Annotated in this window: 15 protein-coding genes, 3 tRNA genes and 1 pseudogene; 11 read left to right on the forward strand and 8 right to left on the reverse strand. The window is 72.3% G+C overall.

Annotation, left to right across the window (positions count from 1 at the left end; translation table 11 throughout):
- Positions 1 to 44: 44 nt before the first annotated feature.
- Both ACGFRF_RS29015 and ACGFRF_RS29020 read right to left on the reverse strand, forming a co-directional pair.
- Positions 45 to 2,471: a molybdopterin-dependent oxidoreductase gene (locus tag ACGFRF_RS29015; RefSeq protein WP_393744868.1), complete on the reverse strand. Its 2,427-nt coding sequence runs from the start codon at positions 2,469 to 2,471 to the stop codon at positions 45 to 47.
- A gap of 437 nt (positions 2,472 to 2,908) precedes the next feature.
- Complete coding sequence (locus tag ACGFRF_RS29020; RefSeq protein WP_393744870.1) at positions 2,909 to 3,586, reverse strand: vancomycin high temperature exclusion protein; 678 nt, start codon at positions 3,584 to 3,586, stop codon at positions 2,909 to 2,911.
- A gap of 159 nt (positions 3,587 to 3,745) precedes the next feature.
- Between ACGFRF_RS29020 and ACGFRF_RS29025 the strand changes: the two genes are divergently transcribed.
- From ACGFRF_RS29025 to dnaG, 4 genes are all read left to right on the forward strand, one after another.
- Positions 3,746 to 4,606 carry a sirohydrochlorin chelatase gene (locus ACGFRF_RS29025; protein WP_393744872.1) on the forward strand — a complete coding sequence of 287 codons (861 nt, stop codon included), beginning with the start codon at positions 3,746 to 3,748 and terminating at the stop codon, positions 4,604 to 4,606.
- 161 nt (positions 4,607 to 4,767) lie between these two features.
- The gene (locus tag ACGFRF_RS29030; RefSeq protein ID WP_393744874.1) at positions 4,768 to 6,057 is read left to right on the forward strand and encodes a deoxyguanosinetriphosphate triphosphohydrolase; all 1,290 of its coding nucleotides are present in this window, start codon (positions 4,768 to 4,770) and stop codon (positions 6,055 to 6,057) included.
- Between the two features lie 104 nt (positions 6,058 to 6,161).
- On the forward strand, positions 6,162 to 7,427 hold the full coding sequence (locus ACGFRF_RS29035; RefSeq protein WP_393744876.1) for an NAD(P)/FAD-dependent oxidoreductase: 1,266 nt from the start codon (positions 6,162 to 6,164) through the stop codon (positions 7,425 to 7,427).
- Positions 7,428 to 7,474: 47 nt separating this feature from the next.
- The gene (gene dnaG, locus ACGFRF_RS29040; RefSeq protein ID WP_393744878.1) at positions 7,475 to 9,370 is read left to right on the forward strand and encodes a DNA primase; all 1,896 of its coding nucleotides are present in this window, start codon (positions 7,475 to 7,477) and stop codon (positions 9,368 to 9,370) included.
- Here the strand turns inward: dnaG and ACGFRF_RS29045 are convergent.
- Together ACGFRF_RS29045 and ACGFRF_RS29050 are read right to left on the reverse strand one after the other, a co-directional pair.
- Positions 9,341 to 10,345, reverse strand: a complete 1,005-nt coding sequence (locus ACGFRF_RS29045) for a nucleotidyl transferase AbiEii/AbiGii toxin family protein (RefSeq protein WP_393744880.1) — start codon at positions 10,343 to 10,345, stop codon at positions 9,341 to 9,343. The genes dnaG and ACGFRF_RS29045 overlap by 30 nt on opposite strands.
- Positions 10,342 to 10,959, reverse strand: coding sequence for a hypothetical protein (locus tag ACGFRF_RS29050; RefSeq protein WP_393744882.1), 618 nt, complete (start codon positions 10,957 to 10,959; stop codon positions 10,342 to 10,344). The genes ACGFRF_RS29045 and ACGFRF_RS29050 overlap by 4 nt, the downstream gene beginning before the upstream one ends.
- 111 nt (positions 10,960 to 11,070) lie before the next feature.
- On the opposite strand from ACGFRF_RS29050, the pseudogene ACGFRF_RS29055 reads away from it, so the two are divergent.
- Positions 11,071 to 12,370, forward strand: a pseudogene (locus tag ACGFRF_RS29055) (RNA polymerase sigma factor).
- 113 nt (positions 12,371 to 12,483) lie between these two features.
- Here ACGFRF_RS29055 and ACGFRF_RS29060 read toward each other — a convergent pair.
- The 4 genes from ACGFRF_RS29060 to ACGFRF_RS29075 all read right to left on the reverse strand — a co-directional run bounded on the left by ACGFRF_RS29060 (position 12,484) and on the right by ACGFRF_RS29075 (position 18,189).
- The gene (locus ACGFRF_RS29060) at positions 12,484 to 14,409 is read right to left on the reverse strand and encodes an ABC transporter ATP-binding protein (protein ID WP_393744884.1); all 1,926 of its coding nucleotides are present in this window, start codon (positions 14,407 to 14,409) and stop codon (positions 12,484 to 12,486) included.
- Positions 14,409 to 16,142, reverse strand: coding sequence for an ABC transporter ATP-binding protein (locus ACGFRF_RS29065; protein WP_393744886.1), 1,734 nt, complete (start codon positions 16,140 to 16,142; stop codon positions 14,409 to 14,411). The genes ACGFRF_RS29060 and ACGFRF_RS29065 overlap by 1 nt, the downstream gene beginning before the upstream one ends.
- Before the next feature lie 144 nt (positions 16,143 to 16,286).
- Complete coding sequence (locus ACGFRF_RS29070; RefSeq protein ID WP_393744888.1) at positions 16,287 to 17,744, reverse strand: FGGY family carbohydrate kinase; 1,458 nt, start codon at positions 17,742 to 17,744, stop codon at positions 16,287 to 16,289.
- A 139-nt stretch (positions 17,745 to 17,883) separates the two neighbouring features.
- Entirely contained in the window at positions 17,884 to 18,189 is a 306-nt protein-coding gene (locus tag ACGFRF_RS29075; protein WP_393744890.1) for a YtxH domain-containing protein, read from the reverse strand.
- Between the two features lie 160 nt (positions 18,190 to 18,349).
- Here ACGFRF_RS29075 and ACGFRF_RS29080 point away from each other — a divergent pair.
- From ACGFRF_RS29080 to fxsT, 6 genes are all read left to right on the forward strand, one after another.
- A tRNA-Asn gene (locus ACGFRF_RS29080) sits at positions 18,350 to 18,422 on the forward strand.
- 6 nt (positions 18,423 to 18,428) lie between these two features.
- A tRNA-Asn gene (locus tag ACGFRF_RS29085) sits at positions 18,429 to 18,501 on the forward strand.
- 175 nt (positions 18,502 to 18,676) lie between these two features.
- A tRNA-Ile gene (locus tag ACGFRF_RS29090) sits at positions 18,677 to 18,753 on the forward strand.
- Positions 18,754 to 19,043: 290 nt separating this feature from the next.
- Positions 19,044 to 20,498, forward strand: a complete 1,455-nt coding sequence (locus ACGFRF_RS29095; RefSeq protein ID WP_393745124.1) for a hypothetical protein — start codon at positions 19,044 to 19,046, stop codon at positions 20,496 to 20,498.
- A complete protein-coding gene (locus ACGFRF_RS29100) occupies positions 20,495 to 21,631 on the forward strand; it encodes an AAA family ATPase (RefSeq protein ID WP_393744892.1) in 1,137 nt (378 codons plus the stop codon). The genes ACGFRF_RS29095 and ACGFRF_RS29100 overlap by 4 nt, the downstream gene beginning before the upstream one ends.
- Complete coding sequence (fxsT, locus tag ACGFRF_RS29105; RefSeq protein ID WP_393744894.1) at positions 21,631 to 26,139, forward strand: FxSxx-COOH system tetratricopeptide repeat protein; 4,509 nt, start codon at positions 21,631 to 21,633, stop codon at positions 26,137 to 26,139. Before ACGFRF_RS29100 ends, fxsT begins: the two co-directional genes overlap by 1 nt.
- The last annotated feature ends 22 nt before the right edge of the window (positions 26,140 to 26,161 follow it).

Here is a 26,161-nt window from a genome sequence, read left to right on the forward strand (position 1 = left end):
GCGAGGCCCACCCGCCCCGGCCGCGGCCCAGGGACCGAACCGGCCTACTCCTGTGGTCCCACGACCTCCACCCGTACCGCGCACGACTTGAACTCCGGCATCCGGGAGGTCGGGTCGAGGGCCGGGTTGGTGAGGGTGTTGGCGCGGCCCTCGCCCGGCCAGTGGAAGGGCATGAACACGGTGTCCGGGCGGATGGCACCGGTGATCCGCGCGGGCGCCACGGCCCGGCCCCGCCGGGAGACCACCGCGACCGGATCGCCGTCGGCCGCCCCGAGGCGGGCCGCGAGGCGGGGGTGCAGCTCCACGAACGGGCCGGGCGCCGCCGCGTTCAGTTCCGCCACGCGCCGGGTCTGCGCCCCCGACTGGTACTGCGACACCACCCGTCCGGTGGTCAGCAGCAGCGGGTAGTCGGCATCCGGCTCCTCGGCCGTCGCCCGGTGGGTCACGGCGACGAACCGGGCCCGGCCGTCGGCGGTCGCGAAACGGTCCAGGAAGAGACGCGGGGTGCCGGGGTGCACGACCGTTCCGGCGGATGGGCGCGGGTGCTCCGGCGAGGGCACCGCGTCCGGCTGCCGCGGGCCTTCCTGCGAGGCGACCCCGGCGGGCTGTCGCGGGCCTTCCTGCGAGGTGACCCCGGCGGGCTGTCGCGGGTCGTCCGGGGAGGTGGTCGCGGCCGGGCGCGGCCGGTTGTCGAGGGTGGCGGTTCGGTCCGGGCGTTGCGGGTCCTCCGCGGGGGCGATCCCGGCGGGCTGTCGCGGGTCCTCCGCGGGGGCGATCCCGGCGGGCTGTTGCGGGTCCTCCGGGGAGGCGACCCCGGCGGGCTGTCGCGGGTCGTCCGGGGAGGTGGTCGCGGCGGCCTGCCGCGGGTCCTCGGGGCACGGCCAGAAGACGCCGTTCTCCTCCGCCAGGCGGCGGTAGGTGATGCCCGAGTAGTCGGCGGGGCCGCCCGCGCTCGCCCGGCGCAGTTCGCCGAAGACCTCCTCCGGGTCGGTCGGGAAACCCTTCTCCACACCGAGGCGGGCGGCGAGTTCGTGCAGGACGTACAGGTCGCTGCGGACGCCGGGCGGGGGAGTGACCGCCTGGCGGCGCAGCAGGACCCTGCCCTCCAGGCTGGTCGTCGTGCCCGTCTCCTCCGCCCACTGCGTCACCGGCAGCACGACGTCCGCCAGCTCCGCCGTCTCCGACAGGACGACGTCCGCCACGGCGAGGAAGTCCAGCGAGCGCAGCCGCTTCTCGATGTGGGCCGCGCGCGGCGCCGACACCACCGGGTTGGAGCCCATCAGCAGCAGCGCCCGGACATCCCCGCCGAGGGCGTCCAGCAACTCGTACGCGCTGCGTCCGGGCCCCGGCAGGCTGTCCGGGTCCACGCCCCACACCCCGGCCACGTGCCGCCGCGCCGCCGGGTCGTCCAGCTTGCGGTAACCGGGCAGCTGGTCGGCCTTCTGGCCGTGCTCACGCCCGCCCTGCCCGTTGCCCTGCCCGGTCAGGCAGCCGTACCCGGACAGCGGACGGCCCGCCCGGCCGGTCGCCAGGCACAGGTTGATCCACGCGCCCACCGTGTCCGTGCCCTTGGACTGCTGCTCGGGCCCGCGCGCGGTGAGCACCATCGCCGACTCCGGTTCGCAGAACAGGCGCACCGCCTCACGGAGCTGGGGCACGGGCACGCCGGTTATCCGCTCGACGTACTCCGGCCAGTGCGCCATCGCCGCGGCCCGGGCCTCCTCCCAGCCGGTGGTCCGCTCCTGGATGTACGCCTCGTCCGTCCGCCCCTCGGCGACCACCAGGTGCAACAGGCCCAGGGCCAGGGCGAGATCGGTGCCGGGACGGGGCGCCAGGTGCAGGTCGGCCTGCTCGGCGGTCCGCGTCCGGCGCGGGTCGACGACGATCAGCGTGCCGCCGTTCTCCCGCAGCTCGGTGAAGAACCGCAGCGACGGCGGCATGGTCTCGGCGAGGTTCGAGCCGACGAGGATCACGCACCCGGTCCGCGGGATGTCCTCCAGCGGGAACGGCAGCCCCCGGTCGAGCCCGAACGCCTTCGTGCCGGCCGCCGCGGCCGAGGACATGCAGAAGCGGCCGTTGTAGTCGATCTGCGAGGTGCCGAGCACCACCCGCGCGAACTTGCCGAGCGCGTAGGCCTTCTCGTTGGTCAGCCCGCCCCCGCCGAACACCCCGACCGCGTCGGCACCGTACTCCTGCCGTGTGCCGGCGAGCCGCTCGGCGATCCGGTCCAGCGCCTCCGCCCAGCTCGCCTCCACCAGCCGGTCCCCGGACCGCACCAGCGGCGCGGTCAGCCGCACCGCCGGCGACAGCACCTCGGCCGCCGTACGCCCCTTGCCGCACAGCGCGCCCCGGTTCACCGGGAAGTCCGCGCGCTCGGACACCTCGACGCCCCCCTGCGGCAGGGGCGTGACGGTCATCCCGCATTGCAGGGCGCAGTACGGGCAGTGGGTGGGCGTCGAGGTGTTCTCCATGCCGCCCAGCGTGCTGCGGGCGTGTTACACCCCGTGCGGCGTCCTGTTACGGCGGTGTGCTGCTGCCCTCCCCGCAGGCCGCCCCCGGGCGTGAGGCACAGGACACCCTCCGTCGGGCCGTCACCGGGCACGCCGAGGCGTCACCGGGCACGAGGAGGGCGGGAGCGGGGCGCGCCGAGGGCGGGAGCGGGGCGCGCCGAGGGCGGGAGCGGGGCGCGCCGGCCCTGCTCCCGCCCCGCTCATGGGCGTCCCCCGTCAGCATGCCCGGGTCGCGGCGGACGGCCCGATCCGCCGCCGCACACCGAGCACACTACGAACGACCGGGTGGCCGCAGAGCGCTCCGGGTGTTGCTCCACACCGTCGAGTGAAGTGAGCGCGTCAACCCCGGCGCGTGAGAGCGCGGGGGACGCGCGCAGCCACCCGTCCGCCGCGCCGGGTCACCTCTGCGCCGCCAGTGCCCGGGCCACCCCCGGCTCCTCGGGCCCCAGGAACCGCGGGTCCGGCCGGAACACCGCGTCCAGCCCCGCCTTGCCGGCCGCGAAGACCTCCCTGGCACCCCCGTAGTACCAGGTCACGTCATGCTCGGCAGCGACCCCGACCCCGTACGAGTCGATCCCCGCCGCCTCGCACAGCGCGACGGCCCGCCGGATGTGGAAGCCCTGGCTGACCAGCACCGCCCGGTCGACCCCGAAGATCTTCTTGGCCCGCACACACGAGTCCCAGGTGTCGAACCCGGCGTAGTCGCTGACGATCCGCGCGTCCGGCACGCCGTGCTTCGTCAGATAGGCGCGCATGGCGTCGGGCTCGTCGTAGTCCTCGCGGCTGTTGTCCCCGGTGACGAGGACGACCTCGATCCGCCCCGCCCGGTACAGCGTGACCGCCGCGTCCAGCCGGTGCGCGAGATACGGCGACGGCTCCCCGTCCCACAGCCCCGCGCCGAAGACGACGGCGACCTCGGTGTGCGGCACGTCCGCGATCGTCCGCAGCCGGTCCGCCGTCGACACGCACAGCCAGGTCGACGGCAGCAGCGCCAGCACACACCCGGCCATCACGGCCTGCACCAGCCGCCGCTGCCCGGCACGGGTACGCGGCAGCCGCGGTCGACGGATCTTCATACGGTCCCCCGGAGGAATCGAACGCTTCCGAACGAGAAGGACGCAGGCGGCCCGGATCCGGTTCGCCTCACGCTGAGCGTCCGCCCGCCGTGAAGCCATGGAAAACACCCGTGACGGCCCGGCAACGGCGGCGCAACCTCAGCCCGCCAGGATCGTTCCATGACGGCGTCGCATCCTCCCCGCTCCCAGTCCCGCGTCCACCTCGACGGCACGGCGCACCTCATGGAGAGCACCAGCGGCGAGCCGGCCGGCCGGCTCCGGCTCGTCTCGCCGGCCGGACCCCGCCGCCCCGCCCCGCCGGCCCTCGTCCTGGTCGCCCACGGCAGCCGGGACCCGCGCGCGCTCAGCACCGCACGGGCCCTGATGGCACGGGTACGCGAGCTGCGCCCCGCCCTCGCCGTCCACCTGGGGCACATCGAACTGAACGAGCCCCTGCTCCCGGACACCCTCGCCGCCCTCGGCGACACCCCCGGCATCCTCGTCCCGCTCCTCCTCAGCCGCGGCTACCACGTCAAACAGGACATCCCCGAGATGGCGGCCGCCGCACCGGCACGCGCACACCTGGCCGCCCCGCTCGGCCCGCACCCACTCCTCGTGGACACCGTGTACGACCGCCTGACCGAGGCCGGCTGGCCCACCGCCATGGACGCCGCCACCCGCCGCACGAGCGCGGTCGTCCTCGCCGCGGCCGGCTCCCGCGACCCCGACTCGGCGACCGACACCCGCCGCACCGCCCGCCTCCTCGCCGCCCGCCTGGGCGTCCCGGTGATCCCGGCGTACGCCTCGGCGGCGGCCCCGACCGTCCCGACGGCACTGCGCGCACTGGCGGCCCGGGGCAGGCACCGGGTCGCGGTGGCGTCGTACTTCACCGCGCCGGGCCGCTTCGCGACCCAGTGCGCGCAGGCGGCACCCTGGATCGCTTCCGCTCCCCTGGGCGCCCACCCCGCGATGGCCCGCCTGATCCTCCACCGCTACGACCAGGCACGGGCGACGGCACAGGCGGAACTGGCCTCGGCCTAGCCGGAAGCGTGAAAGGGGCGCGGGGCCACTTCGGGTGTGCCACGCCGCCGCGTGGGCGCGACGGACCACACACCGCCCGCACCCGCCGGACGAACCGCCCCGGCAGACGACCAGGCACCCGGCACCGCCCTTTTGTCACCGCCGACGCTTACTGTCGAATCATGGAAGGCACCGCAGGCACCGGCATCGCACCCCTCTTCAGCTATGCCCCGGCCGCACTGGAACGCTGGGCCCCCGAGCCGGACAAACGCCCCGGCCGCACCGCCTTCCAACGCGACCGCGCCCGCATCCTGCACTCGGCGGCCCTCAGACGCCTCGCCGGCAAGACCCAGGTCGTGACCCCCGGAAGCCGCAACCAGATGTGGGACGCGAGCCCCAGGACCCGGCTCACCCACTCCCTGGAGTGCGCCCAGGTCGGCCGGGAGCTGGGCGCGGCCCTCGGCTGTGACCCCGATCTCGTCGAAGCCGCCTGCCTCGCCCACGACCTCGGCCACCCTCCCTTCGGCCACAACGGCGAACAGGCGCTGAACGAGTTCGCCGACGACTGCGGCGGCTTCGAGGGCAACGCCCAGTCCCTGCGGCTCCTCACCCGCATCGAACCCAAACGGTTCACCCGGGAACGCTCCGTCGGCCTCAACCTCACCCGCGCCACCCTCGACGCCGCCACCAAGTACCCCTGGCCGCGCGGCGCCCACCCCACCGACCCGGCGTCCCGGAAGTTCGGTGTGTACGAGGACGACCGCCCGGTCTTCGACTGGATCCGCGAGCCCGCCCCCGGCGCCCGCACCTGCTTCGAGGCACAGGTCATGGACTGGTCGGACGACGTGGCCTACTCGGTCCACGACGTCGAGGACGGTCTGCACGCCGGGCACATCGACCCCGACTGCCTGCACGCCGAGCCGGAGCGGCAGGCGGTGTTCGAGGTAGCCGTCGGCCGGTACGTCCCGGCGGACACCGACCCGGCCGAGCTCGCCGCCGCCCTCGACCGCCTCCAGGACCAGCAGTGGTGGCCGCACGGCTACGACGGCACGGCCACCGCCCAGGCCCGCCTCAAGGACGCCACCAGCCAGCTCATCGGCCGGTTCTGCCTGGCCGCCGAGGGTGCCACCCGCGCCGCGTACGGCAGCGGCCGGCTCACCCGGTACGGCGCCGAACTCGTCGTACCCCGCGAGACCCGTATGGAGTGCGCGGTGCTCAAGGCGGTCGCCGACCGGTATGTGATGCAGCGCGCCGAGCAGGAGCGGCTGCGCGCCGACCAGCGGGTGATCGTCGCGGAGCTGGCCGAGGCGCTCACCGCCCGGGCGCCGGAGGGCCTGGACCCGCAGTTCCGGGCACTGTTCGAGGCGGCGTGCGACGACCACGCCCGCAAGCGGGTGATCGTCGACCAGGTCGCCTCCCTCACCGACACCTCCGCACGCTCTCTGCACGCGAGACTGACGGGGCATATGTGAGAGGAACGTGACCCCCGCTGGCCTGATCGGGTCACTCCCTCTTCCCGCAGCCCGCCGGGTGCGGGACGCTCGCATGTGGCGGCACCCTTACGAGGAGGCATCAAGTGGTCGACGCGGATCAGACATTCGTCATCGTCGGAGGCGGCCTCGCCGGCGCGAAGGCGGCCGAGACGCTCCGCGCGGAGGGCTTCACCGGCCGGGTGATACTGATCTGCGACGAGCGCGACCACCCCTACGAGCGCCCTCCGCTGTCCAAGGGCTATCTGCTCGGCAAGGAGGAGCGCGACAGCGTCTTCGTGCACGAACCCGCCTGGTACGCGCAGAACGACATCGAGCTGCACCTGGGCCAGACCGTCGACCGCATCGACCGTACGGCGAAGACCGTCCACTTCGGCGACGACGGCACCCTCGTCCGCTACGACAAACTCCTCCTCGTCACCGGCGCCGAGCCGCGCCGCCTGGACATCCCCGGCACCGACCTGGCGGGCGTCCACCACCTGCGCCGGCTGGCGCACGCCGAGCGCCTCAAGGGCGTCCTGCAGCACCTCGGCCGGGACAACGGCCACATCGTGATCGCGGGCGCCGGCTGGATCGGCCTGGAGGTGGCGGCGGCGGCCCGCGAGTACGGCGCCGAGGTCACGGTGATCGAACCGGCGCCGACCCCGCTGCACGGCGTCCTCGGTCCCGAGCTGGGCACCGTCTTCGCGGAGCTGCACCGCGAGCACGGCGTCCGCTTCCGCTTCGGCGTCCAGCTCACCGAGATCGTCGGCCAGGACGGGATGGTCCTCGCGGCCCGCACCAGCGACGGCGAGGAGCACCCGGCGCACGACGTCCTCGCGGCGATCGGCGCGGTTCCGCGTACGAGCCTGGCCGAGGCGGCGGGGCTGGAGCTGGCCGACCGGGCCCACGGAGGCGGTGTCGTGGTGGACGAGCGGTTGCGCACGTCCGACCCCGACATCTACGCGGCCGGTGATGTCGCCGCCTTCCCGCTCGACCTCTTCGGCACCAGGCTCCGGGTCGAGCACTGGGCGAACGCGCTGAACGGCGGCCCGGCCGCCGCGCGCTCGATGCTGGGCCAGGACGTCGTCCACGATCGCGTGCCCTACTTCTTCACCGACCAGTACGACCTCGGGATGGAGTACAGCGGCTGGGCGCCGCCGGGGACGTACGACGAGGTGGTGATCCGGGGCGACGCCGGCAAGCGGGAGTTCATCGCGTTCTGGGTGAAGCAGGGACGCGTGCTGGCCGGGATGAACGTGAACGTGTGGGATGTCACAGAGCCGATCCAGCAGCTCATCCGTTCCCGGGCCCAGGTGAACATCGAGGCGCTCTCCGACCCGCACGTACCCCTCGGCAGCCTCACCTCATGACCTCCGCGCGCACCGGGACTGTCACCGCACCCCCGTAGAATTCACGCGTGGCAGGACGGATCAACGACGAGGACGTGAAGGCGGTACGGGACGCGGTCCCGATCGACGCCGTGGTCTCCGAGTACCTCCAGCTGCGCAACGCGGGCGGTGGCAACCTCAAGGGCCTGTGCCCGTTCCACGACGAGAAGTCGCCGTCCTTCCAGGTCAGCCCCGGCAAGGGACTCTTCCACTGCTTCGGCTGCCAGGAGGGCGGGGACACCATCACCTTCGTGATGAAGGTGGACCACCTCTCCTTCTCGGAGGCGGTGGAGCGCCTCGCCGCCCAGGCCGGGATCACGCTGCGGTACGAGGAGGGCGGGTACAACCCGGCCCACCAGCGCGGCGAGCGCATCCGCCTGGTCGAGGCGCACAAGATCGCCGCCCAGTGGTACGCCGAGCAGCTCGCCACCAGCCCCGAGGCCGAGACCGGCCGGATCTTCCTCGCCGAGCGCGGCTTCGACCAGGCCGCCGCCGTCCACTTCGGTGTCGGCTACAGCCCCCAGGGCTGGGACCACCTCACCCGCTACCTGCGCGGCAAGGGCTTCACCGACAAGGAACTGATCCTGTCCGGGTTGTCCCAGGAGGGCCGCCGCGGCCCCATCGACCGTTTCCGCGGCCGGCTGATGTGGCCCGTCCGGGACATCGGCGGCGAGGTCGTCGGCTTCGGCGCCCGCAAGCTGTACGAGTCGGACAACGGCCCGAAGTACCTGAACACGCCCGAGACGGCGATCTACAAGAAGAGCCAGGTGCTGTACGGCATCGACCTGGCGAAGAAGGACATCGCCAAGTCCAGCAGGGCCGTCGTCGTCGAGGGTTACACCGACGTCATGGCCTGCCACCTGGCCGGGGTGACGACGGCCATCGCGACCTGCGGCACGGCCTTCGGCGGCGAGCACATCAAGATCCTGCGCCGGCTGCTGATGGACAACGGCTCGGCCCGCGTGATCTTCACCTTCGACGGTGACGCGGCCGGGCAGAAGGCCGCCCTGCGTGCCTTCGAGGACGACCAGAAGTTCGCCGCCGAGACGTACATCGCGATCGCGCCCGACGGCATGGACCCCTGCGACCTGCGCCTCGCCAAGGGCGACGAGGCGGTCTCCGACCTGGTGGAACCCCGCACCCCGCTCTTCGAGTTCGCGCTCCGCCAGATCGTCGGCCGCTACGATCTGGACACCCCGGCCGGCCGCGCCGCCGCCCTGGACGAGGCCGCCCCGATCGTCGCCCGCATCAAGAACAGCGGCGCCCAGCACGAGGTCGCCGTCGAACTGGCCGGCATGCTCGGCATCCTGGACACCCAGTTCGTGGTCAAGCGGGTGGCCCAGCTGGCCCGCTGGGCGCGCGACCGTGGTGGCCAGGGACCGGCACCCTCGGGCCGGCAGCCGTACGAGGCCGCTGCCCGGCCCGCCACCGCGGGTCCCGCGCTCCAGCTCCGCAACCCCGTCTACGCCACCGAGCGCGAACTCCTCAAGCTCGCGCTGCAGCGTCCCGAGCTGGTCTCCCCGGCCTTCGACGCGTACGGCGTCGACGAGTTCACCGCCGCCCCCTACGCCGCCGTGCGCCAGGCCATCCTGGACGCGGGCGGTGCCGAGTACGGCATGCAGGACCCGCAGGAGTACCTGGTCCGCGTGCGCGAGGCGGCCCCCGACGACGCGGTCCGTGCCATGGTCACCGAACTGGCCGTCGAGGCGATCATGCGCCGGACGGTCGACGAGAACTACGCGGGTGAACAACTCGTGACCGTCCGCCGCCGCGCGGTGGAGCGCCGGGTGCAGGAGATCGCGATCACCGTCAGACGCCTGGAGGCGGGCGGCGATCCGGCCCAGCTCGCCGCCGCGCGGAACGAGCTGTGGGTCCTGCAGCAGTACGACCAGGCGCTAAAGACGCGTGGGGCCGCCGCCCTCTGACGGCCCCTCGAACGCCGGTGTGACCGCCCGGAGCAGCCGCTCGGCGAACTCCCGCCTCCGCTCGGCGAACTGGGGGTACTCGGTGACGAAGTGGCGCCACTCGACGTATCGGAGGGCCTCCTCGACGTCCTCCAGCAGGACGTTTCGCCGGTACGGGTCGGGCCACTCGCCCGACAGCCGGAACACCTCCTCCAGCAGCTCGTGGGAGAGCGGGTGGCGCTCGGCGAGCAGCACGGCGTCGTAGAGGTCCTTGCCCTGCGCGTACGTGTCGTTGATCAGCCACATCAGCTTCCAGGCGAGCGACAGCCCGGGCGTCGCGCCGAGCAGGACGGCACCGCCGGGCAGCTCCACGGGCTCGGGAGCCTCGGGCAGCCGCTCGTTGAAGACGAAGTCCAGCTGGACGTGCCCGCCGGGCAGCCCGGGCGCCGACCAGGGCAGGACCATGCGGCGGCCGGGCACCCGCTCGTAGGTCCAGATGTCCTCCACGACCGCGTCCCGTGCCGAGAAGCGGACCTCGCCCGCCCGGGCCTGCGCGGCCTCCGCGATCCCGCGGATCATCCGGTCCGTCCGCTCCTCGTCGATCCCCCAGGTGTCCGGTACGACGACGAAGTCCAGGTCACCGGGCTCACGGGCGGCGTCCCCGAACCACACCGACATCAGCACGCTGCCGCGCAGGACCACCGCGTCGGCCCATGCGGAACCGGCGATGGCCGCCGGCACCAGCCGCAGGGCCTGCCACCGGGCCGTACGCCACGCCTCGCCGAGCGCCGGGTCGGCGAAGACGGGGTCGGTGGCCCGGTACGCGTTCTGGTACTGCTTCAGCGCCGGCTCGAAGACGGGCCGCTGCCGCACGCCGTCGCCGGAGACCCAGGTCAGCGTCCTGGGCAGGTCCTTGGCCCGGCGGGTCGCCTCGTCCAGCGGCTCCCGCGGGACCTCCTCGCTGCGCCACCCGAACTCCCGCCACGTCCCGCTCATGCCCGCACCGCCCGCTCCTCGATCCACCCGTCGTCCACCGACTCGTCGCTGTCGTGGAGGACGAACTCCCGTTCCACGGACAGCACGTCGAGTCCGTCCAGCTCCGCCAGCAGCCGCTCCAGGGCCCGCCCGGCCGCCGCGCCGGAGACGTCCCGGCAGCGCTGCGTCACGAACCGCTCGTGCCGGCCGCCCCCGTGCACCCGCCGCGCGTTCCACGACAGGTGCGCGCCGTGCGGCACCACCCGTGCGGCCAGGGCGTCGAGGTCGGTGCCGGCGTCCAGCAGCAGCTTCACGTGGTGCTCGAAGTACCGGCCGCCCCCGCACGGCCCGTCCGGCACCTCCGGCGCCCACGGCGCCGACTCGGTCTTCACCCGCACCGGCAGGAAACCGTCCGCCCGCAGGGCCGCCACGGTCCGGGCCGCCCGCGCCGACTCCTCGGCGTACGACGCCGAACCGGCGAGGGTGAGCATCGGCTGCTGCCGCATCCGGCCGCGGGCCAGCACGATGTGCGTGAGCTTCAGGCCGGCCCGCTCCGCCCAGCCGCGCAGCCGCTCCGTCTCGGCGGGGTCGGCACAGCGGACGGTCACATGGGTTTCGTACACAAGTCCGGACACCCGGGGATCCTCCCAGATCAGGGCCGAACGGGGCGTCCGGTTTTCCGGCTGAGGTCACCAGCCGGTCACGGGCCGGACGCAAAAAGTCACCGCACGCCCCTCGTGGCGGGGATGTGTCGTACTCCACACTGGGGGCGGTGCCCGAGTCCTCGGAGCGCAGGCCGTCGACTCTCCGCTCCCGAAGTACCGCTGCCGCACACCTTCAGCAGCGATCATCCTGGAGGTCGCCCCCGTGCAGACCCAGACCCTCACCCAGACCGACAGCAGCACCAGCACCACCGCGGACGAGCCGGACGCGGAGCCGGACGTCCTCATGGCCGTACCCCCGCAGAGCCGTGCCGCCCTGCACCCGGAAGCGGTGCCCGGCGAGCCGGAGGAGCCGCCCGCCGAGGCGCTCGCCGAGGAACCCGAAGAGCCGGCGGAGCCCGGCGAGATCGAGGAGGCCGTCGAGCCCGTCGAGCCCGTCGAGGTGCCGGCCGCCGCCCGGGCGGAGTCCGGCGGCCCTTCGGCCGATCTGTTCCGCCAGTACCTGCGCGAGATCGGCCGCATCCCGCTGCTCACCGCCGCCGAGGAGGTCGAACTCGCCCGCCGGGTCGAGGCCGGCCTGTTCGCCGAGGAGAAGCTGAGCAACACCCCCGACCTGGACAGCCAGTTGGCGGGTGACCTGGACCGGATCGTGGTCATGGGCCGGATGGCCAAGCGCCGGCTGATCGAGGCCAACCTGCGGCTCGTGGTCTCCGTCGCCAAGCGGTACGTCGGCCGCGGCCTGACCATGCTCGACCTCGTCCAGGAGGGCAACCTGGGACTGATCCGCGCGGTGGAGAAGTTCGACTACGCGCGCGGCTACAAGTTCTCCACCTACGCCACCTGGTGGATCCGCCAGGCCATGTCCCGGGCCCTGGCCGACCAGGCCCGCACGATCCGCGTCCCGGTCCACGTCGTGGAGCTGATCAACCGGGTCGTCCGCGTCCAGCGCCGCATGCTCCAGGAGCGGGGCTACGAGCCGACTCCCGAAGAGGTCGCCGCCCACCTGGACCTGCTGCCGGAGCGGGTCGGCGAGGTGCTGCGCCTCGCCCAGGAGCCGGTGTCGCTGCACGCCCCGGTCGGCGAGGAGGACGACGTGGCCCTCGGCGACCTCATCGAGGACGGTGACGCGGCGAGCCCCGTCGAATCGGCGGCGTTCCTGCTGCTGCGTGAGCACCTGGAAGCGGTCCTGTCCACACTCGGCGAGCGCGAGCGCAAGGTCGTCCAGCTCCGCTACGGCCTGGCCGACGGCCGCCCCCGCACCCTGGAGGAGATAGGCCGCATCTTCGGCGTCACCCGGGAGCGGATACGGCAGATCGAGTCGAAGACCCTGAACAAACTGAGGGACCACGCCTTCGCGGATCAGCTGAGGGGCTATCTGGACTGACACCGGCCGCGGGCGGTCGTGCCGCTGGGGCGGCGCCCGGCCCGGAGAGGGGCGGCACCCGGCGAGCGCGGGCGAGCAGACCCACCCGCCCGCGCCGGCCGAGGGCGCCGCACTCAGTCCACCTCGGCCACCGCCTGCGCGAACTGCGCCTGGTACAGCCGGGCGTACGCACCCTCCGCGGCCAGCAGCTCCGCGTGCGCGCCCTGTTCGACGATGGACCCGTTCTCCATCACGAGGATCGTGTCCGCGTCCCGGATCGTCGACAGCCGGTGCGCGATCACGAACGACGTCCGCCCGGCCGCCAGCTTGGCCATCGCCTTCTGGATCAGCACCTCCGTGCGGGTGTCCACGGAACTCGTCGCCTCGTCCAGCACCAGGATCACCGGGTCGGACAGGAACGCCCGCGCGATGGTGATGAGCTGCTTCTCACCGGCGCTGACCCCCGTGCCCTCGTCGTCGATCACGGTGTCGTAGCCGTCGGGCAGGGTCCGGATGAACCGGTCGGCGTGCGCGGCTCGCGCGGCCTCCTCGATCTCGCCCCGGGTGACCTCCCGCGCGGCGCCGTACGCGATGTTCTCCGCGATGGTGCCGCCGAACAGCCAGGTGTCCTGGAGCACCATGCCGATCCCGGACCGCAGTTCGTCCCGGGTCATCCTCCGGATGTCCACCCCGTCGAGGGTGATCCGCCCGCCGGAGACGTCGTAGAAGCGCATCAGCAGGTTGACCAGCGTGGTCTTGCCCGCGCCGGTCGGGCCGACGATGGCGACCGTCTGCCCCGGCTCCACCGTGAGCGACAGGTCCTCGATCAGCGGCTTCTCCGGGTCGTACCGGAACGACACCTGCTCCAGCCGCACCCGCCCGCGCAGCTCCTGCGGCCGCTCGCCCGGTACCGGATCCGCCTCCTGCTCCTCCGCGTCCAGGAGTTCGAAGATCCGCTCGGCCGAGGCGACACCGGACTGCACCAGGTTCGCCATCGACGCGATCTGCGTCAGCGGCATCGAGAACTGCCGCGAGTACTGGATGAACGCCTGGACGTCACCGATGGACAGGGTGCCGGACGCGACCCTGAGGCCACCGACGACCGCCACCAGCACGTAGTTGAGGTTCGAGACGAACATCATCAGCGGCTGCATCACACCGCTGTGGAACTGCGCCTTGAACCCGGCCTCGTACAGGGCCTCGTTCTGCTCGGCGAACTGCTCGGCCGACTCCTGCTGCCGCCCGAACACCTTCACCAGGGTGTGCCCGGTGTACATCTCCTCGACGTGGGCGTTGAGCTTGCCGGTGGAGCGCCACTGCTGCACGAAGTGCGGCTGCGAGCGCTTGCCGACCCGGGTGGCCACCACGAACGACAACGGCACGGTGGCGAGGGCGACCAGCGCGAGGATCCAGGAGACCCAGAACATCACCGCGAGCACGCCGACGACGGTCAGCACGGAGTTGATCAGCTGGCCCATCGACTGCTGCAGCGTCTGCCCGATGTTGTCGATGTCGTTGGTGGCGCGGGACAGCACCTCGCCGCGCTGGCGCTTGTCGAAGTACGACAGCGGCAACCGCGACAGCTTCGTCTGTACGGACTCCCGCAGCCGGTACATCGTCCGGTTCACGGCCCGGTTGGTCAGCCTGGTCGCGACGGCCATCAGCAGACCGGCGACCAGGAACGTACCGAGCGCGAGCAGCAGCACGTCCCCGACGGCAGCGAAGTCGATGCCCTTGCCGGGGGTGAAGTCGGTGCTGCGGAGCGCGTCCGCGATCTGTCCCTGGCCGCGCTCGTGCATCGACCGGAGCACCTGCTCCTTGGTGGCCCCGGCCGGGAACTGCCGGCCGATGATGCCGGCGAAGACCAGGTCGGTGGCCTTGCCGAGGATCTTCGGGCCGATCACGCTCAGGCCCACGCTGACGACCGTGCAGAACAGCAGGCCGTAGAGGGTGACCCGTTCGGGCTTGAACCGGGCGACGAGCCGTTTGCCCGACCCCTTGAAGTCCATCGAGCGCTGATCGGGGCCGCCCCCGGCCATCATGCGCATGGGCCCGGCCATCAGGCGGCCTCCGCTTCCGTCAGCTGGGAGAGCACGATCTCCCGGTAGGTCTCGTTGGATGCCATCAGCTCGTGGTGCCGGCCGGAGCCGACGACCCGGCCCTCGTCCAGCACGATGATCCGGTCGGCGTCCCGGATGGTCGCCACCCGCTGGGCGACGATGACGACGGTCGCCTCGGCGGTCTCCTCGGCGAGCGCGCCGCGCAGCGCCGCGTCCGTGGCGTAGTCGAGCGCGGAGAAGGAGTCGTCGAAGAGGTAGATCTCCGGGCGCTGCACCAGCGTGCGGGCGATGGCGAGGCGCTGCCGCTGGCCGCCCGACACGTTCGTGCCGCCCTGCGCGATCGGGGCGTCGAGGCCGCCCTCCAGCTTCCGCACGAAGTCCCCGGCCTGCGCCACCTCCAGTGCGTGCCACAGCTCCTCGTCGGTGGCGTCCGGATTGCCGTAGCGCAGGTTGGTGGCGACCGTGCCCGCGAACAGGTACGGCTTCTGCGGCACGAGCCCGACCGTCCGCGCCAGCAGCGTCGGGTCGACGTTCCGCACGTCCACGCCGTTGACCAGCACCTCGCCCTCGGAGGCGTCGAACAGCCTGGGGACCAGCCCGAGCAGCGTCGACTTCCCGCTGCCGGTGGAGCCGATCACGGCCGTCGTCTCACCCGGCCGGGCCTGCAGGTCGATGCCCTTCAGCACCGGCTCCTCGGCACCCGGATAGCGGAAGCCCGCGCCCCGGATCTCCAGATGCCCGTGCCGGCGCAGCTCGGTGACCGGCGCCACCGGCGGCACCACGCTGGAGTCGGTGCCGAGGACGTCCTGGATGCGTTCGGCGCACACCTCCGCGCGCGGCACCATCATGAACATGAAGGTGGCCATCATCACAGACATGACAATCTGCATCAGATAGGCGAGGAACGCGGTCAGATCGCCGATCGCCATACCGCCGCTGTCGATCCGGTGGGCGCCGAACCACACCACCGCGATGGACGACACGTTGACCACCGTCATGACCATCGGGAACATCAGGGCGAGCATCCGGCCGGTGGCCAGCTGCATCTCGGTCAGCTCGCCGTTGGCGTTCCCGAACCGGCCCTGCTCGTAGTCGTCCCGGACGAAGGCACGGATCACCCGGTTGCCGGTGATCTGCTCACGCAGCACCCGGTTCACCGTGTCGAGGCGGACCTGCATGGTCCGGAACAGCGGCCGCAGCCGGCGCACGATCAGCGTCACACAGATGCCGAGCACCGGGACGACCGCGACCAGTACCCCGGACAGCGGTACGTCCAGACCGAGGGCGAGCACGATGCCGCCGACACACATGATGGGCGCCGACACCATCAGCGTGAACGTCATCAGGGCCAGCATCTGGACCTGCTGTACGTCGTTCGTCGTACGGGTGATGAGCGAGGGCGCCCCGAAGTGACCCACCTCGCGGGCGGAGAAGGACTGCACCCGGTCGAAGACCGCGCCGCGCACGTCCCGGCCGAGCGCCGAGGCGGTCCGGGCGCCGTAGTACACGGCACCGATGTTGCACACCACCTGCGCCAGCGAGATGCCGATCATCAGGGCGCCGAAGGACAGGATGTAACCCGTGTCACCCTTCACGACACCGTTGTCGATGATGTCCGCGTTGAGCGTGGGCAGGTAGAGGGTGGCGCAGGTCTGCAGGAACTGCAGCAGCACCAGGAAGGCGATGGGTTTCTTGTAGGGCCTGAGATAGGTCCGCAGAAGTCGTATGAGCACGCTTGTCTCTCGGAGTCGGCGGGAGGGGTGGGGGGGTGTGCCCCCTGGCCCCTATCGTCGGACACTCCACCCGCGTTACCTCAACCGATTAACCCGAGAGCGGCACCCGCACGGGCTCGCGGGGTCGCGGTACCGTCCGCGGCACTACTGGTGGAAGGCCCCGGGGTGGGTCTGCTCCCGCACCGCCGTGAACTGCTGCCGCACCGCCTGTCCCACGGCCAGCTCGTCGCCCGGCTCCAGCACCTGGGCCGCCGCGCCCTGCCAGGCCGGCGGGGTGCGCGGGTCGAGTGTGCCCTGCGACACACCGAGCGCCCACGCGGCCTGCCGGGCCGCGCCGATCGCCGCGTAGTCCGCGGGCTGCGGTACGACGACCTGCGTGCCGAACAGCGAGGGTGCCGCGGCCTGCACGGCGGGCAGCTCGGCGGCCGGGCCCAGCAGGAAGATCCGCCGCACGTCCACGCCCCGCCCGCGCAGCACGTCCAGCGCGTCGGCCAGCCCGCACAGCATGCCCTCGAACGCGGCCCGCGCCAGATGCTCGGGCTTCATCGACTCGCGTCGCAGACCCGCGAGCGTCCCGGCGGTGTGCGGCAGGTTCGGCGTCCGCTCGCCTTCCAGATAGGGGAGCAGCACCAGCCCGTGGGACCCCGGCGTGGACTTCATCGCCAGCTCGGACAGGCTCTCCAGGTCCGGCAGCCCCAGGAGTTCGGCGGTGCCGCGCAGGGTCCGTACGGCGTTCAGGGTGGTGACGACGGGCAGGTGCAGGCCGGTGGCGTCGGCGAGGGAGGTGATCATCCCGGACTGGTCGGCGAGCGCCTCCGGGTGCACGGCCATCACGGACCCGGACGCCCCCAGGGACACGACCGCGTCCCCGAGCCCGAGCCCGAGCCCGAACGCGGCGGCCATGGTCTCCCCGGTCCCGGCCGAGATCAGCAGCCCCTCCGGGGTCGTACCGGCCGCGTCCGCGGGGCCGATCACCTCGGGCAGCATCGCATGGTGCCCGAGGGCCAGCTCGACCAGATCGGGCCGGTAGGCGCCGGTGGCCGCGGACCAGTACCCGGTGCCCGAGGCGCCACCGCGATCGGTGGTGCGCCGCACGGGCCGCCCGAGCAGCTGCCACACCAGCCAGTCGTGCGCCTGGAGCAGTACGGCCGTCCGCAGCGCGTTCTCGGGTTCGCTCTTGGCGAGCCAGCGCAGCTTGGTCACGGGCTGCGCGGCCTGCGGGACGCAGCCGACCGCCTGCGCCCACGCCTCCCTGCCGCCCAGCGCGTCGATCAGGTCGGCCGCCGCGACCTGCGCCCGCTTGTCGCCGCCGACCATCGCCGGGCGCACCGTGTTGCCCTGGGCGTCCAGCGGGACCAGCGCGTTCTGCTGCGCGGAGACGCCGATGGCCTGCACGCCCTCCAGCAGGCCGCCGCCCGCGGCCTCGCCCAGGGACAGCAGCCAGGCCTGCGGATCCACGTCGCTGGGCCGCCCGCCGGTACCTGCCGGCGGCTCGACCGGATGCGGGGCGTACCCCTGCCTGAGCACGGCGCCCGTGTCCGTGTCGCACACCACGATGCGCGTGAAGTCCGGTGAGCTGTCCAAGCCGGCGACTATCCCCATACCGAGAATTTTGCCGTACCGCAGCGCCTGCTTCGGCCGAGGGCGGATCGGCGTCCGCGGGAGGCGGTGGTGCGTCGCACCGGTGCGGACCGGTCGCGCCGTTTCCCCGCGCCCCGGGGGAGTCGTTGCCAGGGGGCGCTCAGGTGTTGCTCGTGCCCCAGTCGTCCTCAGGGGTTCCGTTGATGGTGCGGTCCCGCAGCGAGCGGACCCGCTGGGCCACCGAGGCCGGGACGTGGTCGCCGACCTTGCCGCTGACCGTGTGGAAGGCCTTGCCGGCGTAGACGCGGCCCTGCTGGGCCGCGGTCTCGGCGGTGTTGCGGACGGCCGGGTTCCGCGCGATCTGCTGAGCGGACTTCTTGAGCTGCTCGTAGCGCTCGCGACCGGCCCTCGTGCCGAGTACGTAACCGAGGGCCAGTCCGGCGACGAACGTGAGCCGGTAGCGCATGGCTGCCACCCTTCCCTTTGCCTAGGTGTCTGGTGCGGCGTCGGCGCCGGGGGATACCGATTGGCGGAGCACCCCCCTGCTTGCGCTAATGTATGTGTCGCAGCGAGCGCCCGCCCCCTGGCGAATACCCAGGTAGGTACGTTCGATGCAATCGAGGCGATCCTCCGTAGCTCAATTGGCAGAGCAGCCGGCTGTTAACCGGCAGGTTACTGGTTCGAGTCCAGTCGGGGGAGCTTCGGTCCTCCGTAGCTCAATTGGCAGAGCAGCCGGCTGTTAACCGGCAGGTTACTGGTTCGAGTCCAGTCGGGGGAGCACGCTGAACGAGGACCCCTCAGGGGTCCTTTTTCATGTCCGCGGAACCGCCGCGCCTGCGGCGATGTCCGCACGGTCATGAGCAGCGCGGAAGCCGACCATCCGAAGCAGGAGATCGTATGAGCGGCTATGCTGCGGCAGACGGCGCGCACACATGTACGCGACACGCCGCTATGGGGCGGTAGCTCAGCCGGTTAGAGCAGCGGACTCATAATCCGTCGGCCGTGGGTTCGAGTCCCACCCGCCCCACCAGGAACCGCAGGTGCAGAAACGATGTGACCTGCGAGGGACAGCGTGATCAAGCGCGGGCCGGGAGTGCTCCCGGCCCGCGCTTTCGTCTGTGGTGACCGGGCGGCATCCGGCCGCTGCGCAGGGTGGCGACGTGTCAGGCCCGCGCCATACCCTTGATGCAGGGCGGCGGAGCCCGGACCACCCCCCTCCGGTGCGGAGTTGGGGAGGCCGCGGCCGAGACGGGGGGACGCTTGTACAGCGAAGGAAATGGCGGTCACACGCCAGGACTCGAGCGTGAGCTTGTTGATCAGATGTGCGCGGTGACGGGACTCGATGCACCGGAGGGGCGCGATCTCTTGATCAGTATGCTGGCGAGCCGGTTACCCGAGTTAGGTGACATCCGGCGGCACGGCCGGACACGGCTCGAGATGCTGGAGATCGTCCGCGCATGCCTGCAGGAGCCGCGCGGACTGCCCGAGCTGGTCGCCACCCTGCACGACTACGCACCCCATTCCGCTCCCGTGCTCAGGATCCGGGAACTCGTCGTCGCCTCCCCGGTGCTGGCGGTCCTGTCCGAGGCCGAGTTACGGGAGGTCCACTCGCTGCTGGCCCGTGTCCGTCATCTCGACGTGCGCGGCGTGCTGTACGCGGCGGCCGGTGACCTGGTGCTCCAGGACCAGCGCGTGTCCACCCTCCGGGAGGCCTTCGACCTCCTCGCCGGGGTCAACGCCCGCGCCGACGGTCTGCTCCCCGTGATGGCCCTGGTCGAGCACGTGCTCGTGGCGCTCGAGGAGTCCGACGTCCACCGGCCCGTCGCCGACGGCCTGCGGGAGTGGAACGACGCCCAGGCCGTCAAGCTCGGCCTCGGTGCGCAGCTCAAGGCGCTGCGCGCGGAGATCGCCCAGGCCCCGGCGGCACAACCAGCTCCCGCCTGCCTCGTTATCCAGCTGAGCAGACACGGGATGAGCCCGGACCGGTATCTGCTGTCCCACTGGCGTCAGATACGTCCGGGCCCCTGGCGGCCGGAGCGGGGAGAGGACCAGATCGTGGCCCTGAGCGACGTGGAGGCCACCGTGGAGCGGCTGGTCGTCCGCGCCGAGAAGGAGTGGGCCGGCCGCCCCGGCAGGCCGGTGCTGGAGTTCGTGCTGCCGATCCATCTGCTGAACCACCCGATGGAGTGGTTGCCGATGGCCTCGCAGTCCTCCTCCGCGACCGCCCTGTGCCTGAGCTATCCGGTGGTGCTCCGCAGCCTCGAGCGCATGCGGGCCCGGGAGTTCCACCGGCGGTGGCACAACCGCTGGCAGCAGATGATGGAAGACGCCGGCATCGCCTGCCACTGGGACACCACCGGCCGGCGCGGCCACGACCCCGTCCAGTGGACCAGCAGGCTGACCGCCGACGAGCGGCTGGTCTCCGTCGCGCTCAACGCTCCTCCCTTGCCGGGACCCGGGGGCAGCCAGGCCTCGCTGGAGGCCGCCCTGCGCGCCGGGGTGCCCCTGGCGGTCTGGGACCGCCGGCCGACGCCACCGGGCGAGTTCCGAAGACGGGTCAAAAAGCTGATCAAAGGAAAAGCCATCGAACTGCCGCAGCGGGTCCAGAAGTTACGGAACGAAGCGGCCACCGCGGCCGCCTCGCAACGGGACGCGCACGCAGGCCGCCATCTCGCGGTGCTCTTCGACGACCCGAACCGCATCGTCGATTGGTCGTCCTCAGGGCCGGAACCCGGGGGCGCGGGTGGCGGACACAACGCCGAGGGGGAGTCATGAGCGGTGTCCATCACCCGGTCCACAGCGCCGGGAACGGAGGATCGGTCAGCAGCCGCAGCTGGTGGATCTACCGAGGTACCGGGCAGCCGTTGGCCGACATCCGCCTCTCCGACATACTGCCCCCGCCACCCGCCTGGCGGAACTTCGACGGCGGCCCGGTGCTGCCGCCCGTGCCCGCCGAGAGCGCCGAGACCGACCGCCGGCTCGGTGCCGTGGGGCGCGCCACCCCCCGGCAGAACCCGCACGACATCGACATGATCAACACGGCCCTGCTGCTGCGCCGTCCGCTGCTCGTGACGGGCCGGCCCGGCATCGGCAAGTCGACGCTGGCCTACCTCGTCGCGCGCGAGCTGGGCCTGGGCCGGGTACTGCACTGGGGAATCACCTCCCGGAGCACCCTGCGCTCCGGCCTGTACGAGTACGACGCCATCGGCCGGGCCCAGGCCTCCCTCGGGCGTGGCCCGGCGGGTGCCCCGGCGCCGACCGCACCGGCGGCACCGGCCGCCCCGGACGCCGCGGCCGAGCCTGCCCCGGACGGCGGCGACGGCGAGGGACCACGGATCGGGGACTTCGTGCGGCTGGGCCCCCTGGGCACCGCGCTGCTGCCGTACGAGCTGCCCCGCGTCCTGCTCATCGACGAGCTGGACAAGAGCGACATCGATCTGCCCAACGACCTCCTCCATGTACTGGAGAACGGCTCCTACGACATCCCGGAGCTGGTCCGCGCCCGCCGGCGGGAGAGGCACGCGCAGGTCTTCACCGACGACCCGGACGGCACGGTCACGGTGACCGACGGCCGCGTACGGTGCCGGGCCTTCCCGTTCGTCGTCATCACCAGCAACGGGGAACGGCAGTTCCCGCCGGCCTTCCTCCGCCGCTGCGTCAGGCTGAATGTCTCACCGCCGCGCCAGGACCAGCTCGCCGCCATGATCGCGGCCCACTTCAGGGACCAGGACGGCCGGCACGACGCCCTGATCCGGGCCTTCGTGGAGCGCAGCAAGGCCAACGGCGGACTGGCCACCGACCAGTTGCTGAACGCCGTCTTCCTGCGGACGGCCGGCGTCCGTGAGGAGGACGAGTCCTGGGGTGAGCTGCTGGACGCACTCTGGCGTGAACTGTCGGGGGCGCCCTGATGGGTGAGGACCCGCGTCCGTACCCGGAGCCCTTCGAGCTGGCGGAGGCGCTGTGGCTGCACGCGTACCAGACGCTGGCGGCGCGGCTGCCTCCGTCCGCCCGTCCGCCGCAGCCCCGGCCGCCCACGCTGCCGGGGCTCTCCGGGCTGCCCGAACCCGAACCGCCCGGGCCGCTTCCGGCGGGCGGTGCCGGGCGCGACGGTGCGCCCGGCGCCGGGGCGGACCGCGCGGGGGCCGACCGTGCCCCGGAGGGAACGGCGGACGGCGCGACGGGCGGGGCGACCGGTGCCGCGTGGCCGGAACCGCTACCGGTGGGTGACCCGGTCCAGGTACCCCTGCGGCTCGTGTCCGCGGGGCCGGCCGTATCCGCGCCCGGGTCCGGGCGGGAGTTCCCCGTCGCGTACGTCCGGGCCGAGGAGGCCGCGCCGGGGCCGGACCTGCGGGACGCACCGGAGATCAGCCGCCGGCTGCGGCCACTGAAGCAGGTGGTGCCCTCGGCGTTCGACATCGAGCTGGACGAGGAGGCCACCGCCGAGCACGCCGCCGAGGACGGCCTGTGGCTGCCGTACACCCGGTCGGCGGACGAGCGCCGTTTCGATCTGGTGCTGGTGGTGGACGATCACGCGACCATGGTGATCTGGCAGCAGACGATCACCGAGTTCACCGCCGTGGCGGAGCAGCTGGGGGCCTTCCGCGATGTGCGGGTGCGGCGGATGGGCCTGCGCGAGGGCCGTGGCGGCGAGGAAGCGGTGCTGCTCGGCCCGTACCCGGACGACGACCGGGTCGGTGTCCCCGGCGAGCTGGTGGACCGGACGGGCCGCCGGATCATCCTCGTACTGACCGACGGACTCGGGCCGCTGTGGCAGACCGAGGCCGGCCGGAAGGCGCTGGAGCTGTGGTCGGCGGCCGGGCCGGTGGCGCTGGTGCATCTGCTGTCCCAGCGGGACTGGCACCGCACCGCCCTGGTGCCCCGGCAGGTACGACTGCACAGCCCGCGCGGGGGAGCCCGCAACACCGAGCTGTCCGTGGACTTCCCGGCCGAACAGCGCGACCCGTTCGACCCGCCGCCCGACAAGTGGACGGTGGCCGTCCCCGTCCTGGAGCTGGACGCCGACTGGCTGGGCCGGTGGGCCGCTCTCGTGGCCGGTGAGGAGGCCGGCTGGGTGGACGCCTTCGTGCTGCTGCTGGGCGTGCCCGACCGGCCCGGACCGGATGTCCCGGAGCCCCCGTTCACATCCCCGGCGCCCTCGGTGCGGGAGCGCATCCGGCGCTTCCGCAGCCACGCCACGCCCACCGCCTTCCGGCTGGCCACCCATCTGGCCGCCGCGGTCCTCGAACCGCGCCTGGTGCGGGACGTACAGCGCAAGTTGGTGCCGGAAGCCCAACCGGTCCATCTGGCCGAGCTGTTCCTGAGCGGTCTGCTCGAGCAGACCCCGCCCGGCGAACCGCAGGGTGACGACTCCCGCATCCCACTGGACTTCGTCGACGGCGCGCGCGAGGAGCTGCTGTCCGCCGCGATGCGTGCGGACACCGCGCGGGTGGTGAGTTCGGTGTCCGATTTCTACGGTGACCGTTTCGAGGCGGCCCGTCGGCTGCACGGCGCACTGCTCGCCCCGGAAGAGGTTCCTGATCCTCCGCTGACGGCGGAGAGCCTGCCGTTCGTGCGCGTGGAACTGGCCGTTCTCCGTGCCCTCTCAGGGCCTTACCTGCTCCGCGCCCGACGGATCAGCGCGGCCCTGGAAGGGGCTGGGCCTGGAGCGTCGATCACGCCGAACGCGGAGCGGATGGTCCACGATGTCAGTAATGAACACATAAATTCCGACACGGACGGCCTGATCATGACCGACACCACTGCCAGTCAGCACCAGCGCGAAGACGGGGGTTCCAGGAACAGGACCCCGGCCAAGGGGATTGCGGTCCCGAGCCCCGACGGCGAGCCGGGCGCTGACTCCTCGTCACACGGCAACCAGGTCACGGGCCCGGCCGCACCGCAGGCGCACCAGCTGCACCCGCGCAGTTCCGTGCCCGCCGTCTGGGGCAACGTCCCCCCGAACAACCCCAATTTCGTCGGCCGTGAGGATCTGCTCGCGCAAGTACGGGACCAACTGCTGACCGGCGACACCTCTGCCGTACTGCCGCACGCCCTGCACGGCATGGGCGGTGTCGGAAAGTCACAGATCGCCATCGAATACGTGTACCGGTACGCGTCCGACTACGACGTCGTGTGGTGGATCCCGTCCGAACAGCCGACGATGATCCTGACCGCGCTCACCGAACTCGCCCACCGGCTGGGCCTGAACGTGAGCAGCGAAGCCAACCGGGCCGTTCCCGCGGTCCGTGAGGCACTGCGCCGGGGTCACCCGTACGACCGATGGCTCCTGGTCTTCGACAACGCCGAGAACGTCGAGGCCGTACGCCCCTACTTCCCGACCGGCGGCACCGGGAAGATCCTCATCACCTCCCGGAACCAGGAGTGGGACCGGGTGGCCCGGACGCTGTCCGTCGACGTCTTCACCCGCGAGGAGAGCAAGGCACTGCTCCGCCGCCGCGCCCGCGACCTGAGCGACAGCGACGCCGACCGGCTCGCCGAGGCCCTGGGCGACCTGCCGCTCGCCATCGAGCAGGCGGCGGCCTGGCAGGCGGTCACGGGGATGTCCGTGCCCGAGTACCTGCGGCTGATCAACGAGAAGATCGCCGAGCTGATGCTCGAACTGGTCCCGTCGCCGGACTATCCGATGTCGGTGGCCGCGGCCTGGGACGTCTCGCTGCGCCAGCTCGAGCAGCGCAACCCCGCCGCGCTCCAACTCCTGCAGGTCTGCTCCTTCTTCGCACCCGAGCCGATCTCCCGGAGCCTGTTCAACAACTCGCGGAGCACCACCATCGCCCCCGAACTGGACGAGGCTCTGCGCCACCCGATCAAGCTCGGACGGGCCATCCGGGAGATCAACGTCTACGCCCTGGCCCGTATCGAGCACCGGCACGACACCATCCAGCTGCACCGCCTGGTCCAGGCGGTGCTGGTCAACCGCATGTCCCCGCAGCAGCAGGCGGACATGCGGCACGGCGCGCACCTGCTGCTCGCGGACGCCAACCCCAACGGCCCCGGCTCGCGGGAACTGTGGCCGCGCTACCAGGCGCTGCTGCCGCACGTGGTGGTGTCACGGGCCGTGGAGTGCGACTCCCCCTGGGTGCGCGGCCTGCTGCGAGGCATCGTGGAGTTCCTCTACATCTGGGGCGACCACGACGGTGCGGCGTCGATGGCACGCGAAGCGGTGGACATCTGGACCGAGAAGTTCGGCGCCGAGGACCAGCAGACGCTGGAGATGGCGAAGTGGCTGGCCTTCATCCTGCGTGTGCTCGGCGAGTACCAGGAGGCCGCCGAGATGATGCAGCGCACCGCGGACATCTACATCCGGGTCGCGGGCGAGGACGACGAGGGCACCCTCGACGCCCTCATCCAGCTGTGCAGCGGCCTGCGGTTGAGGGCGGAGATCGCGCGGGCGCTGGAGATCAACCGGTCGGTCTACGAACGCTCACTGCGGGCCTTCGGCGAGGACGACCCGGCCACGCTCCGCGCGGCCCACAGCCTGGGCGTCGGCCTGCGGCTGATGGGCCTGTACCAGGAGGCGCGCGAACACGACACCGAGACGGCCCGGCTGCGTGCTCTCACGCTCGGCGAGAACCACCTCGACACCCTGAGCACCCTCAGCGGCCTGTCCATCGACATGCGCGAGGCCGGCGACTACCTGGGAGCCGTCGCCCACCAGGAGGACGTCTACGCCCGCTATGTCGACACCTACGGCGAGGACAACCCCGCCAGCGTCAGCTGCGCCCGTGTCCTGGCGGTGTGCCGTCGGCGCGCGGGGGACCACGACGGGGCCCTGCGACTCGGTGAACTGGCGTTGTCGAAGTTCGAGAGCCGCTACGGCGCCGCTCACCCCGACGCCGTCGCCTGCGCGGCCAACCTGGTCAACGACCTCCGTCAGGACGGCCAGCTGAGGCGCTCCAGGGAACTCGGCGAAGCGACCATCGACCGCTACACGGCGAAGCTCGGCAGCGCCCACCCCTACACCCTGTCGGCCCGTACGAACGTCGCCATCACCCTGCGCCACCTCGGGGACCTGGACGCCGCCGGGGAACACCTCGCCGTGGCGCTGCCCGGTCTGCGCGAGTCGTTGGGCGACGAGCACATCCTCACCCTGACCACGGTCATCGGTATGGCCAACCAGCACAGCGCCAACGAGCGTCACGCGGAAGCCCTGGAACTGGACCGGCAGGCCCTGGAGGTTCTGACCCGCAACCACGGCGAGGACCACCCGACCACTCTGGCCTGTGCCAACAACGTGGTCCTCGACCTGCGTGCGCTGGGCCGTGAGGACGAGGCCACGGCTCTGCACACCGAAACCCTGATGCGCTTCCGCCGTACGCTCGGCGACAGCCACCCGGCGACCGTCGCCGCCGCCAGCAGCCAGCGGGCCGACGTCGACATCGCCCCGGTGCCCTTCTAGCTCCGTGCGAGCCGGTCGGGTG

Origin of the sequence: Streptomyces sp. NPDC048521 (genome assembly GCF_043199855.1) — a bacterium.
Taxonomy (GTDB): domain Bacteria; phylum Actinomycetota; class Actinomycetes; order Streptomycetales; family Streptomycetaceae; genus Streptomyces.

What these genes read in the sequence shown, in the direction of transcription:
- ACGFRF_RS29045 (WP_393744880.1), bottom strand. Translation starts at nt 10,345, where the DNA reads ATGAGCGGGACGTGGCGGGAGTTCGGGTGGCGCAGCGAGGAGGTCCCG.
- ACGFRF_RS29075 (WP_393744890.1), bottom strand. Translation starts at nt 18,189, where the DNA reads ATGCGCTACCGGCTCACGTTCGTCGCCGGACTGGCCCTCGGTTACGTA.
- ACGFRF_RS29015 (WP_393744868.1), bottom strand. Translation starts at nt 2,471, where the DNA reads ATGGAGAACACCTCGACGCCCACCCACTGCCCGTACTGCGCCCTGCAA.
- ACGFRF_RS29060 (WP_393744884.1), bottom strand. Translation starts at nt 14,409, where the DNA reads ATGGCCGGGCCCATGCGCATGATGGCCGGGGGCGGCCCCGATCAGCGC.
- ACGFRF_RS29030 (WP_393744874.1), top strand. Translation starts at nt 4,768, where the DNA reads ATGGAAGGCACCGCAGGCACCGGCATCGCACCCCTCTTCAGCTATGCC.
- ACGFRF_RS29100 (WP_393744892.1), top strand. Translation starts at nt 20,495, where the DNA reads ATGAGCGGTGTCCATCACCCGGTCCACAGCGCCGGGAACGGAGGATCG.
- ACGFRF_RS29025 (WP_393744872.1), top strand. Translation starts at nt 3,746, where the DNA reads ATGACGGCGTCGCATCCTCCCCGCTCCCAGTCCCGCGTCCACCTCGAC.
- ACGFRF_RS29020 (WP_393744870.1), bottom strand. Translation starts at nt 3,586, where the DNA reads ATGAAGATCCGTCGACCGCGGCTGCCGCGTACCCGTGCCGGGCAGCGG.
- ACGFRF_RS29070 (WP_393744888.1), bottom strand. Translation starts at nt 17,744, where the DNA reads ATGGGGATAGTCGCCGGCTTGGACAGCTCACCGGACTTCACGCGCATC.
- ACGFRF_RS29095 (WP_393745124.1), top strand. Translation starts at nt 19,044, where the DNA reads ATGTGCGCGGTGACGGGACTCGATGCACCGGAGGGGCGCGATCTCTTG.
- fxsT (WP_393744894.1), top strand. Translation starts at nt 21,631, where the DNA reads ATGGGTGAGGACCCGCGTCCGTACCCGGAGCCCTTCGAGCTGGCGGAG.